Source organism: Advenella sp. RU8 (genome assembly GCF_048381675.1).
Lineage (GTDB): Bacteria > Pseudomonadota > Gammaproteobacteria > Burkholderiales > Burkholderiaceae_B > Advenella.
Genome location: NZ_JBLWIS010000007.1, coordinates 1 through 12,351 on the forward strand (window position 1 = coordinate 1; position 12,351 = coordinate 12,351).

Below are 12,351 nucleotides of genomic sequence, written 5' to 3' on the forward strand. Positions count from 1 at the left end.
AATTATGAAGCATGGAGTTTTGTTTGTCAACAACTATTTTAAAGTATTTTTAAAACCGTTCTTTTTAAACTATCTGGCTAACCACACCAGACTTACCTGCCCCACGTTACCACTGCCTAATCAAAACTCAGATTAACACACTGACTTCGTTTCGCTTTTCGCTGCTTGGCATTTAAGGGTAAACCCTAGTGCTGTTGCTGCGAAAGAATGTAACTATAGCGAACTAGCCCGCACCTTGGCAAGCTTTTTCTTGAAATATTTCCAGGTATTTTACACTAAATATCGCAAGCCATTGTTTTAATTGGTAATTGCCGTTTATCAGAATTTGTGTTTTTATCGCAACAACGCAGCAGTCAGCTATTTTTATGCGCTTTAACAGCGCCAGGCCCAAGCCCATCATTGAAACCAATCCCAAGCAAAAAACCACCAAACAACCCATATTGACCTTTGCTTACCCCTCTCTTATAAGATTCGTCTCCCGTTCTTTTTTTACAACATGACCACCATAACCCCTGTTTGACTCAAGTCCCCAACCATTACTTGATTATTCTTGCCCTTGGCTTGGCCTGCTCCAGGAATTATTCTGAAATGATTTTTCCCTTATTATGGCGTTTATTGCTTGATTAACCGCCTATGGACTGCATATAGTGTGCAGTCTATTATTTTTCACAGTTACTATATATATGCCAGCAACTTCTTATTCCGGCTTGAGCCAGGCATTCCGCAAGGGCTTTGTTTCACAGTTACGCCCTAAAATGCTGTTTGCCATTATCCTGCCTTTTTTTGTCGCACTTATCGCAGCAATTATTTTGTTATCGGTCGCATGGACTCCGCTAGACAACTGGTTTTTTGAAAGCGCCACCTCCTTGAGCTGGTTTCAGACAGCATCCAGCCAATTATCAGGCTGGGGCTTTCACACCATGAGTGACTGGCTTGCTGGCCTGTTCTCTTTTATTGCCTTATGCGCCATCAGTGGCATTATCGGCCTTGCCTTTGCCTCTGTTGTGATTATGCCCATGGTACTTAAACAACTTTGCCAGTTTAACTACCCAGACTTGGAACGCAAGGGCGTAAACGCAACCACCACCAGTATTACCAACGCCATTAAAGTATCGTCCGTCTTTATTATTGGCTGGCTGCTTACCCTGCCTTTATGGTTTATACCTTTCATGCCGGTCGTGCTGTCATTATTCTGGGGAGCTTACGCCTTTTCACACATGAGCCGCCTGGACGCCATTGTGGAACACGCAACCCCGCAAGAACGCAACCTCATCCTGAAAAAACACAACAAAGGCTTCTGGCTGATTGGCCTTATTTGCGCTGCCATTGCCCTTGTTCCCCCGTTTTCCCTGATAATGCCGGTTTATTCCATTCTAGTTTGTACGCATTATGGGCTCAATGCCCTGCAGGAAACACGCAGGCAGCAGTTAATAGAAACGGCATAGGTCGTCACCCGCAAAGCCTGATTATATTTTTCATCAAGTCTTTTGGGATACCGGCCCACTCAATCAGTCTATTCTCAGCAACAGCCTAACAGACACGCAGCAAAAATCAAGCCAAAAAAAACAGCCCATAAAACTGAACCTGGTATTCAGTTTTATGGGCTGTTTATATTTATGTAGGGATTGCTGGCAAACCCACCTAACTGCCGATCAGGTACCTTCCCATTCCGGGCCACCCACATCAATATCAAACAGTGCCAATAAACGCGCAACAGTATGATCAACCATTTCTTCAATCGTTTTGGGGTGATGATAAAACGCAGGCAACGGCGGGAAAATAATCCCCCCCATCTCCGTTATCTGCGTCATATTGCGCAAATGCGCAAGATTAAATGGCGTTTCGCGAACTGCCAGCACCAGACGCCTTCTTTCTTTCAGATGGACATCTGCAGCACGGGTAATCAGGTTATCTGACAAACCGTGCGCAACCGCTGCCAGCGTTCGCATCGAACAGGGCAAAATCAACATACCCGCAGTAGGAAAAGCACCGCTAGCCAGTACCGACCCGACATCCCTGAAGTTATAGACATGATCTGCCAGATCGAATACATTTTGTCGGTCCAACTGCAGCTCATATTTGATATTAAGCACCCCAGGCGGGGATATAACCAGATGCGTTTCAACATCAGGGACTTCACGGACACGCTCAAGAAGTCGAGTCGCGTAAATAGAACCTGTTGCCCCCGATATACCAACCACCAGTCGACGTTTAGTCATCCAGGGCGCCCGCTTCTTGCAAGACTGTCTTTAGCTCACCACTTTCATGCATTTCAGACATAATGTCCGAGCCACCAATGAACTCACCCTTAACATACAGTTGTGGAATGGTAGGCCAATTAGAGTACTCTTTAATACCATTACGGACTTCGGCATCTTCCAGCACGTTAACGGTTACCAGTTTTTTTACACCCAGTTCACGCAAAACCTGAATAGCTTTACCAGAGAAGCCACATTGTGGAAACTGGGCAGTTCCTTTCATGAAAAGAACCACAGGGTGTTCGGTTACGGTTTCGCGAATAAAATCCTGTACATCACTCATTATATTTTCACCTAATCAACGTTTAAACAACTGTTCCACCAGAACAGAATAATACCTGAGTATTTTACTCTGAAATCAGCCATTGACCACCAGAAATCCGCTCTATGCCCGATAAGTCTTTGCGGCTTTCAACTTTGACAAAACCCGATTTCATTAGCAGTTCCCTGACACTTTCCGCCTGATCCCAGCCATGCTCAAGCCAGAGCCAGCCACCATCAAGCAAAAAACCTCCTGCACCGGCAATAATTACCCTAAGAGCAGCCAGGCCATCACTAAAATCAGTCAGAGCTTGAGGCGGCTCAAAACGCAAATCACCCTGCGCCAAATGAGCGTCAGCATGATGGATATAAGGGGGATTGGAGACAATAAGATAAAACTTGCAGGATGGTATTTGCTCATACCAATCACTTTCCACAAAATCAACCTGCACCCCAAGATCACGGGCATTTTCCCGGGCTACAGCCAGGGCTTCGGCACTCTTATCTGAAGCCATGACCTTTGCCTGTGGACAATAATGGGCAATCGCAACCGCAATGGCCCCACTCCCGGTTCCCATATCAAGTACCGTTGCAACAGCGCGGTTTTGCACCAGATCAATGGCCGTTTCCACCAGCAACTCGGTATCAGGACGCGGTATCAGCACTGAAGGGGTCGTCTTGAACACCAGCCCCATAAACTCACGCTGACCTAGAATATATGCCATCGGCTCGCCGGCAAGCCGGCGCTTGAACATGGCCTGAATTTTCAGCAGACCATCTGCCGGAATAGCATCGGAATCATGCGCAATCATCCAGGCACGTGACACCTCCAACACATGCCCCACAATCATTCTTGCCTCAAGCAATGGCAGGCCCGAATGAGCGATTACCGAACGAACCGTATCCATTAATACCCGCACGCCATCATTGATCACCCAATTGAGCCAGCAATTCGGCCTGGCGCTCGGCAATCAGGGCTCCGGTAAGCTCATCCAGAGACCCATCCATGATCTGCTGCAATTTATACAAAGTTAAATTAATACGGTGATCGGTTACCCGACCCTGAGGATAATTATAGGTACGGATGCGCTCCGAACGATCTCCGGTGCCGACCAGACTCTTGCGCTCGGCCGCTTCCTTGGCCTGCTGCTCCTGACGCTGGATGTCATTAATCCTGGCCGCCAACACACTTAGCGCCCGAGCCTTGTTCTTGTGTTGTGAACGGTCATCCTGGCACTCGGCCACAATACCGGTTGGAATATGAGTGACCCGCACTGCAGAGTCGGTCTTGTTAATATGCTGACCACCAGCACCACTGGCCCGAAAAGTATCAATACGCAAATCAGCCGGATTCAATGCCACTTCGGCCAACTCATCCGCCTCGGGAAGAATGGCCACCGTACAAGCAGAGGTATGCACCCTACCCTGAGACTCGGTTTCAGGAACACGCTGCACACGATGCGCACCCGACTCATATTTCAGACGCCCGTAAACCCCATCTCCATCGATGCGGGCAATAATCTCTCGATAACCGCCCATCTCTGAGGGGTTCTCGGACATAACTTCTACTTTCCAGCCCTGTTCCTCGGCATAACGACTGTACATCCGGAACAAGTCCCCAGTAAAAATAGCGCTTTCATCACCACCGGTACCTGCCCTAATTTCAAGAAATACACCTCGGCCATCATCCGGATCTTTGGGCAAGAGCTCCAGCTGCAGCGCATCCTCAAGCTCTGCTATCCTGTCTTTTGCCGCCTTCATTTCCTCTTCGCCCATCTCTTTCAATTCCGGGTCGGACATCATTTCCATGGCGGTTGCCAGATCAGCCTCGGTAGACTCATAACTTTTAAACAACTCGACAACCGGATCAATCTCGGCACGCTCACGGGACAGCTTACGGAACCGGTCCATATCACTAGCGATTTCCGGCTCAGCCAACAAGGCATCTACTTCTATTAAACGTTGGGATAGCTGTTCCAGACGGGAACGCATGGACTGTTTCATAAATAACTCGAAATGGGAAAGAAAAGAAAAATGGACGGAACATTAGCGCAATAGCAATGAATGCCACAGCGCTAATGTTCGTTTTTCTGATAGGGAAATAATTTGGGCAAACAGCCGATCAGCTGTTCACGCTCGGCACCCTGTGAACGATTCAGGGCCACCATAGGTGCATGAAGAAATTTTTGTGTAAGACTGCGAGCAAACTGCTCCAGGACAACTTCTGGGTCATCACCTTTAGCCAGCATTTTACGGGCACGCTCAAGCTCTGAAGCACTAATTTGATTAGCCCCTTCGTTAAGGTCACGAATAACCGGCACAACGGCACGGGATTGCATCCAGTGCATGAAGTTTTGCACACGACCTTCAATAATGGCTTCTGCCTGTACCACTGCGGCCTGGCGGGAGTCATTGCCTTGCTGCACATAACGGCCAAGATCGTCTACGGTATAGAGATAGATATCATTAAGTTGCCCCACTTCGGATTCGATATCCCGGGGAACGGCAAGATCTACCATGACCATAGGCTGATGACGGCGGGCTTTTGATGCTTTTTGCACCATACCAAGACCCAATATGGGCAGGGAACTGGCCGTACAGGAAACCACGATATCAAATTCAGCGAGGCGATTAGGCAAATCAGACAGCTTCATGGTGCTGCCATCGAACTTACAGGCCAGGCTTTCTGCCCGTTCCAGAGTACGGTTGGCCACCACCATTGATTTTGGGTTTTGTGCCGCGAAGTGGGCAGAGCAAAGCTCTATCATCTCACCAGCACCAATAAACAAGACCTTGGTATTGGAAATATTGCCAAAGACCCGCTGTGCAAGACGGACTGCCGCAGCCGCCATAGAAACGGACTCAGCACCAATTGCGGTTTGGGTACGTACTTCTTTGGCTACCGAAAAAGTTTTCTGGAACAATTGGTTAAGCAAGGTACCCATTGCACCCGCATCGCTGGCGGCACGCACAGCGGTTTTCATTTGCCCCAGGATTTGGGTTTCACCCAATACCATGGAATCTAGCCCGCTGGCCACACGGAACGCATGACGAACTGCCTGATCTTTATTGTATTGATACAAGTGCGGTTTCAGGATACCCGCTTCAAGGGTATTAAAATCTGCCAGCCAACGAGGCACATGCTCGGCAATTTCAGGCGAGGCAGCACAATAGATTTCCGTGCGATTACAGGTAGAAAGTATAGTGGCTTCTTTCAATGAACCACCAAAAGCCGAACGCAGGCCGTCAAGTGCCGGGCGAATAAGCTCACCAGACATAGACACGCGTTCACGCACCGATACCGGTGCGGAATGATGATTCAGGCCAAATGTAAGGACATCAAGTGACATATGTATATAAGTCAATTAAGAAAGAATTATGTCTATTATAATGCCGAGCCAGGTATTTTGTTATACCCGCATGATTTTTGACAACTTTTTAAGCACTATCGCACGAGTCCTTGATAAAAATCATTATGGAAACACCCTTTTGTATGATTCGAGCATAATTAAGGTCAAATTTCACAAACCGACCATACAACATGCTAAAAAAACCAAAATGAGGCACTTCCACAACAAAATCGCTTTGAATTTCATTTTTTAGTTGTTTTTTTATCATGTGGCTTTACAAGAATCAAAAAGATGGTGTAATATTTAAATCTTTCACGGCCAGGTAGCTCAGTCGGTAGAGCAGAGGATTGAAAATCCTTGTGTCGGCAGTTCGATTCTGCCCCAGGCCACCATAAGATTCAAACACTTAGCCTATTCTTCAGAATGGGCTTTTTGTTTTTCTGTTTCCATGTAGACCCTATGTAGACTTTTATTTTCAATGTGCCTACTTTATGGGCTACTGCTGCCGGTTCTGGCTGTTGCTTTTATGGCGGCAGGTGGACTCAAGAAACTATCCACCATCTCGCATATGGTGGGCACCTTAAGCCTCAGTCAGTCCCTCGCGCGTAAAGATGCTCAAAAACTCAATAACCCCTCTTTTTACGGTCTCCGAAAATCTCAGAGAGAGTTTTATCCTGAGTGATTCAGTTTTTGATTTTCCTACGCTTGCTACTGCTAATGTTGCTAAAGTTGCTACACATAGGAATAGCATTTATTGATTATGGTGGAAGTGCTAATGCTAATCTTGCTAAGGTTGCTAAAGTTAGAGATGCTACTGGGTTATTTGGCAAATACACAAAAAAATGACGCCCTGGAATCAATGAGTTATTTCCAGAACCGGAAACAAGCACAAACCTTTTACTAAAAATCCAGTAAAAGTCTTGTTTGATAACCGTAGTTTTCCGTAGTAGTTATCGCCAGAATGCTATCTTGAACCTTAGCATTTCTTAGTAGTCAAAATGCCGCTTTAAACCATAACATTTAATAACAGGCGGCTGCCTTGGCATGGCTTTTGAGATCTCAGGTTTTCTCAGGTTTTGGGGAATAACGCCTTACCGTAACCTTACCGCTTCCCTCCCCGTGATCGCCCCGTCCATCCTATCCCAATCTCTCGCTTTCCCTTTGTGCAATATTAATGCTCTAAACGCCCCCCCCCTTGCCCGTTCCGCCGCTTTGTCATTTCAAGTTTTTTCAAGTAGTTTGCTCGCCAGTTTCGGGGGGCGTTCACCCGATAAATGCCATTTCTGACCTTAACAAACCTTAACAAGTAAATATGCCCTGGCATTGCTTTTTAACGGTTCATAAACCTATGAATGGTCGATCTGGGTACTAACATTTACTAACGGGCAAATGCCCTGAAATGTTTTACGCGATCTGAGGTTTTCAATGTTAGGTTTTGTTAGGTTCTTTACCCATCAAAACACCATTCCGAACCACAACATTTAACAACATGTTGGCTTAAACAATTCTTGGTTTTTGAGTAGTTGCTAATGCTAAAGTTGCTATTATTGCTAAAGTTGGATGCGGTTTTTTTGGTTATTCGGTAAATACCGAAGAATACTTTCGCTCATATTTGAGCGTTATCTCGCTCCCAAAAATCAGCGATCTGTCACTTCTGGAAAGTTCGCCAAAGTTTCCAGATAGATAAGTATCTGGAAATCACGATGATTTTTTTCTAAAAAAACTTTGAGTGTTTTTTTATTTTTTAGCCCCCCCTATTTCAAATGCCGATGGCTCCTTACCCTACCAGGGGATGGTGCCGGTCATTCATAATCTTATGAACCGTGGGCCCAGCCCTCAAATTGAGGTTGGAGATGCAAACCGCATTTGAAATGTGACTTTAACCGATAATGGTTTTATTAACCGTTGCCTACCGTCTCGGATATATTGCGGAGACGGTCGAGAACACCGATTCGGGGGTCTCGGGCAACCGCTCCAATTTTGGGGGCGTCTCCCGAAAAGTAGGGATACGGTATCTTGCCCTGATTTAAAATCCCACCAAGCCCAGACCACCGATTCGGCGTTCTCGATTTGAAATCGCGAAGTCGGATTTGAAATCTGACCAAGATTAAATGCTCTAAGCCACGCATGCGACTGTTTATCAAAGGATCGCGTTTCAAACGCAACCCTTCCAAGCGCTAAGCCACGCGCGCGCCTGTTCACCGGTGGCTTGAGCCTAACTTAAGGTTAGAGTCGATCTAAGCCACTCGTGCGACTACTCACGGCTTTCACGTTTCAAGCGCGAAAGGGTACGATTTGAAATCACACCCTTTACCTGCAACGCAGTAAAAGGCCGGATTATTTTAACGGATGATAGTTTTATCATCCATCCCCACAAATTGTGAAGCCCCCCCGTTTTGGGGTTCCCGGGGCTCTCGAGGTTTACGCCAATTTCGGCGAAAAATAACGGTCGGTAAAAATTTACCGGGGTAAGTGATCGATCCCCAAAACTGGGGAGCGAATACTTTTACCGAAAACCAAGTAAAACATCTATCCGGACACCCGCTTTGGGTGTCCAGGGTGCGATTTTAAACCTGCCCCTTTTACGGCATTCCAGCAAAAGATGATCCAAAATTGGATCATGAAATAAATCAAGGGGTTATTGAATTGCCACCAATGGTGGAAGTTAAGAATAATCAATCACTTAGCCCCCACCCGCATTTCAAATGCCAGTGGCCCCTTATCACGTGCGCGATTGCTTAGTGAAAGATGGCGCAGAATTGCGTCATCAATTAAATCAATAGATTATATAAACTCCTCAAATTGAGGGAATTGACGTCCACCAGCGGTGGGAGTGAAACGGGGTCGTGAAACGCTCCCCCCTTTGGCGTTTGAAACGCGGATGGGTTGCCAAAACCAAATAACCGTATTTACAGTGATTTCAAATCCCACCTTTCAGTGGTAATTAAATACTCGCTTAATTCGGGGCGGAAACCCTTTTCAAAGTGATCCTGGCTCACTTTGGCATTTGGAGTGCGGAAGTCTGACTGGTGCGATTTGAAATCACGGCAGTGGGGTATGCGCAATTTTGCGCTGACTGGTAGCTACGGGAAAATCCCACAGCAAACCAAATCGGGAAAATCTCGCTTTGCCAACGAACAGAGTTTTCAGGTGGTTGGGGCCGTTATCTACCGCCCCCATAAAACTATGGAAGCAGACCCCCAAAATGGGGGTGTGCCCTTTGCTCGCCAGTTCTGAATTGAGTTCTTGTGCTTGAGCAAGCAGCTCTTTCAGTTTTTCCTTTTCTTCATCAACCACCGGAGCGGTTTCTTTTGCTGGTAAATTTTCTGTCTTGGCGCAGGCGGACTGCACTTTTTCGTCTTCTTGAATGCGATCCGATCGCACTTCAATGCCTTTTAGTGCAGAATCACTTCTGTTCTTTTGTTGTTTTTTTGCTGTGATCGGGTCGCGCACGGCCGCAACAAACTTATCAGACACCCCGCATTGCCTTGCAATTTCTCGATTGCTCCAACCCGCCCATTCGCTATCTTCCAGCAACGTCATTACAGCTTTGCGCTTATCCGCGTTGGTGCGACGCAGGCCATGGGAAGCATTAGCCCCAACCGAATACAAAACCGCATCCCGCTGCGTGCCTTGGGTAACGATTGCCTTAATAATGTCTTTGCCTGCCTGTTTGTGCGCATGAAAGCGATGAAATCCATCCGCCAGCCACCACACTGCGCCATCAAAGAAAACATGAATAGGCGGAAATTCAGCGCCTTCCTGGACAGCATTTGCGTATTCAGTGATGACTTCGTTATTCATCTCAACGCGAGACTGTGTTTTGCCGTCAATTCTTACTTCAGAAATATTCAAAGTAGCAGTCATTCGCCCACCCTGTTTACATTAAAAATCAAATGCTTAAATAGGAAATAGGCCTGTTCAGTCCCCTTCAAAAAACAGAAATGCCATAAAATCCAAAACGCCACACATAATAATAATAGTTATTTATAGGGGCGTTTTGGCTGTTGGCTGTAATTGTTCCGCGCGATTCTACACTAAATAAAAAAATCATTAGCATGGGATTTTGCCTTTTTTGGGTGCTGTTTTTCGCCAACAATGCTCTTGAAGTAAAGAAAACCCCTGTTCATGCGGGTTTCAAGAATTATGACAAGCCTGTAATTTCTTCTTTGCCTTTTCAGTATTTGGGGTTTTTACCACGATTTGACCAGCTTTCTTTACGTTTTCCGGCCAATTTATCGCCCTGGTGGTGGCGTGCCGGTCTGGCTAAAGGGGCAGCCACCCAAACTGCATGGGTCCGCTGACCAATGGAATTGCATGCCCATGTCATTATGGCCATGGAGGCGACATATCAAGGGCAGTATGACGGGCTTGCAGGCCTGCACATGATTACGGGCGGTTAATCGCCATTATGTTTGCCGGGCTTTGGTGGCACAACATAAGTATCATGCAACCGCTTGACCTCTAGTGTCATGCCAAGAAACTTAGGCACCCATGCAGGAATAGCAGTATCGCCCCCCATCCACCGGCTGGGAGTGGATTTATTCAATCCAGCCATGCGGCAAAAGTCGTTTTGGCTCCAGCCAAGTGATTGCAATGCGGTTGTAAATTCTTCAGGTGTCATGAAGCTCACTTTTGGTAAATAATGAATCTCGCGCGCGCGTGAGAATGGTTTTAATCATAATTATTTAATTCTCGAATTGCAACCGTTTTGTTTATTTTTGTACGCAACTTTACATAACGCCCGTTATGCGAATGCGTACATGTTGATAACTTTTGTACGCAATAAGAGAAACATAGGGTTTATGCATGTTCCACGGGGTTTCCCGTTTTGCTTATTTTTTGAGCAATAATTATTTAGCGTTATATAAAAAGTTATCCACAGGGCGGTACTTGTTCCACGCCTTGCTGTTTATCTTGTTGTAATCTTGATGTCCTGGGCGTGTATGAGGCAATAGGCGGGTGTTAACGTTTGCCCGTTTGGCATTCGTTACCTATGGCCTCCACAAAATTACAGGGGACGGCGGGGACAGACGACCACCCCAAAATTGGGACATTTGATAGAGCCAGGCTGCTGGTTGGATCATATGTTGATGCATCCCGTGCAAGACTATTATTCCTTCCTCAGACAGCGCTGCGAATTGCCTGAAATAAGGCAGTCATAGAAGTGCTGACCAGCGACTGAATGGCAGCTTTCTTGCCTTCTCCAATGGCCTGCTTGAGGCCATCAAGGAGGGTGCTATTTGACGACAATGGATTGGGCACTTTTTTCATGATTTCCATAGCTTTCAGGGTCAATGTCACATCATGAAATTCATAGACGTGCGCCCCAATGCCTTTGGTCCGTATAAACCCTTCTTCCGCCATCCAATGTACGGTATTCTCGAAAAGTGACCATTCACCCGGGGCTGACAGTCCATCAAACATCAGATCAGTATCAAAAGAAATTTCTGTGATTGATGCCGCATGAAGAATAATCGGGTTGGCCCAGTTTTCATACAGCGCTACTAAAATGCGGGCTATATACAGCTCGCTCAATTCAGGGCTACTCATTTTAGGTCCTCAGTCTGGTTTCTTAATCCAACTCACAGCTTTCCACGGGTTTCTATAAATATCATTTTGCCCTGATATCTATATCTGAGGCATACATCTCAACAACGTAATATGATTGCTCAGCGCAATTTACCATACCACCAAGACCTTGAACGGTCATTCTGGCATTGCTAAATAGTCTTGCGGCATGCATGCGGTCTATGCCTGGATATTGTTCGGCCATTTCATTGAAGGGGGTTGGTCTTAATGATTTTGCATCAATACAAGTTCGGCGCCAAAGTTCTTTTGCATCAGACTTTGCTTGCTCTTGACTGTAATGCTTTATTGTTTTTGGCTTGCTTTCAATTTCACGATAATACTCATCGAAATTTTTTGCTTTGCTTCGGGCTTGTGCATATTCGATGGATTTAATGGCATCGGCTTTTAACTTTTCATTGCCTATATTTTGACAATCGCCAAAGGTAATAAAAGCAGAAGCTCGCTTAGCCCAACGAACTGTACAGTCTTTACTGTACTTGTAGAGATATCCTTCCATATACGACCAATATTTTTCAGGCAATCTATTGGCCGGCCCACCCGCTTGCTCTATCAGATAATAATCAGAAAAGTTTTCTACATCCATAATTGACTTGATTCTCGCCATCTCTTTTTGTAGGTCACTCATTACCTGGCTCTCGGTAATCCCCTTACATTCGCCAAGCCCTTGCAAATGTAGAGTATTCCAGCGAGAAGCCCACCACATCACATCGCAATCATGGGGGTATGATTTTTTATACCCTAGAATAAAATCTTTATCTGGATGATTGGTTATGTCGATATCAATTTCAGCAAAAGCCGGGACACAAAACGCCCCCAAACATATTGAAGCCAATAACTTTCTAATTCTCATGCCCCCTCCTACTGTAATTAACATTCCAATTTGTATCATT

The 12,351-nt window shown here is 46.0% G+C and carries 11 protein-coding genes and 1 tRNA gene; 3 read left to right on the forward strand and 9 right to left on the reverse strand.

The window, feature by feature from the left end; genetic code table 11:
- Positions 1 to 683: 683 nt before the first annotated feature.
- Positions 684 to 1,445, forward strand: a complete 762-nt coding sequence (locus ACM5Q9_RS09610) for an EI24 domain-containing protein (protein ID WP_418144517.1) — start codon at positions 684 to 686, stop codon at positions 1,443 to 1,445.
- A 207-nt stretch (positions 1,446 to 1,652) separates the two neighbouring features.
- Here ACM5Q9_RS09610 and ACM5Q9_RS09615 read toward each other — a convergent pair whose 3' ends face one another.
- The 5 genes from ACM5Q9_RS09615 to hemA form a co-directional block, all read right to left on the reverse strand.
- Entirely contained in the window at positions 1,653 to 2,219 is a 567-nt protein-coding gene (locus ACM5Q9_RS09615; RefSeq protein WP_418144518.1) for a UbiX family flavin prenyltransferase, read from the reverse strand.
- Positions 2,212 to 2,541 (reverse strand): Grx4 family monothiol glutaredoxin, encoded by a 330-nt coding sequence (gene grxD / locus ACM5Q9_RS09620; protein WP_418144519.1) that lies wholly within the window; start codon positions 2,539 to 2,541, stop codon positions 2,212 to 2,214. The genes ACM5Q9_RS09615 and grxD overlap by 8 nt, the downstream gene beginning before the upstream one ends.
- Before the next feature lie 64 nt (positions 2,542 to 2,605).
- Entirely contained in the window at positions 2,606 to 3,427 is an 822-nt protein-coding gene (gene prmC, locus ACM5Q9_RS09625) for a peptide chain release factor N(5)-glutamine methyltransferase (protein ID WP_418144668.1), read from the reverse strand.
- Positions 3,428 to 3,443: 16 nt separating this feature from the next.
- Positions 3,444 to 4,523 carry a peptide chain release factor 1 gene (prfA, locus tag ACM5Q9_RS09630; RefSeq protein WP_418144520.1) on the reverse strand — a complete coding sequence of 360 codons (1,080 nt, stop codon included), beginning with the start codon at positions 4,521 to 4,523 and terminating at the stop codon, positions 3,444 to 3,446.
- 71 nt (positions 4,524 to 4,594) lie between these two features.
- Positions 4,595 to 5,869 (reverse strand): glutamyl-tRNA reductase, encoded by a 1,275-nt coding sequence (gene hemA / locus ACM5Q9_RS09635; RefSeq protein ID WP_418144521.1) that lies wholly within the window; start codon positions 5,867 to 5,869, stop codon positions 4,595 to 4,597.
- Positions 5,870 to 6,185: 316 nt separating this feature from the next.
- On the opposite strand from hemA, the gene ACM5Q9_RS09640 reads away from it, so the two are divergent.
- A tRNA-Phe gene (locus tag ACM5Q9_RS09640) sits at positions 6,186 to 6,261 on the forward strand.
- A gap of 2,650 nt (positions 6,262 to 8,911) precedes the next feature.
- Here the strand turns inward: ACM5Q9_RS09640 and ACM5Q9_RS09645 are convergent.
- On the reverse strand, positions 8,912 to 9,736 hold the full coding sequence (locus ACM5Q9_RS09645; RefSeq protein ID WP_418144522.1) for a hypothetical protein: 825 nt from the start codon (positions 9,734 to 9,736) through the stop codon (positions 8,912 to 8,914).
- A 191-nt stretch (positions 9,737 to 9,927) separates the two neighbouring features.
- Between ACM5Q9_RS09645 and ACM5Q9_RS09650 the strand changes: the two genes are divergently transcribed.
- On the forward strand, positions 9,928 to 10,173 hold the full coding sequence (locus ACM5Q9_RS09650; protein ID WP_418144523.1) for a hypothetical protein: 246 nt from the start codon (positions 9,928 to 9,930) through the stop codon (positions 10,171 to 10,173).
- 95 nt (positions 10,174 to 10,268) lie between these two features.
- Here ACM5Q9_RS09650 and ACM5Q9_RS09655 read toward each other — a convergent pair whose 3' ends face one another.
- The 3 genes from ACM5Q9_RS09655 to ACM5Q9_RS09665 form a co-directional block, all read right to left on the reverse strand.
- Entirely contained in the window at positions 10,269 to 10,493 is a 225-nt protein-coding gene (locus ACM5Q9_RS09655) for a hypothetical protein (RefSeq protein WP_418144524.1), read from the reverse strand.
- Between the two features lie 500 nt (positions 10,494 to 10,993).
- The gene (locus ACM5Q9_RS09660) at positions 10,994 to 11,422 is read right to left on the reverse strand and encodes a hypothetical protein (RefSeq protein WP_418144525.1); all 429 of its coding nucleotides are present in this window, start codon (positions 11,420 to 11,422) and stop codon (positions 10,994 to 10,996) included.
- Positions 11,423 to 11,483: 61 nt separating this feature from the next.
- A complete protein-coding gene (locus ACM5Q9_RS09665) occupies positions 11,484 to 12,311 on the reverse strand; it encodes a hypothetical protein (protein ID WP_418144526.1) in 828 nt (275 codons plus the stop codon).
- Positions 12,312 to 12,351 lie beyond the last annotated feature (40 nt).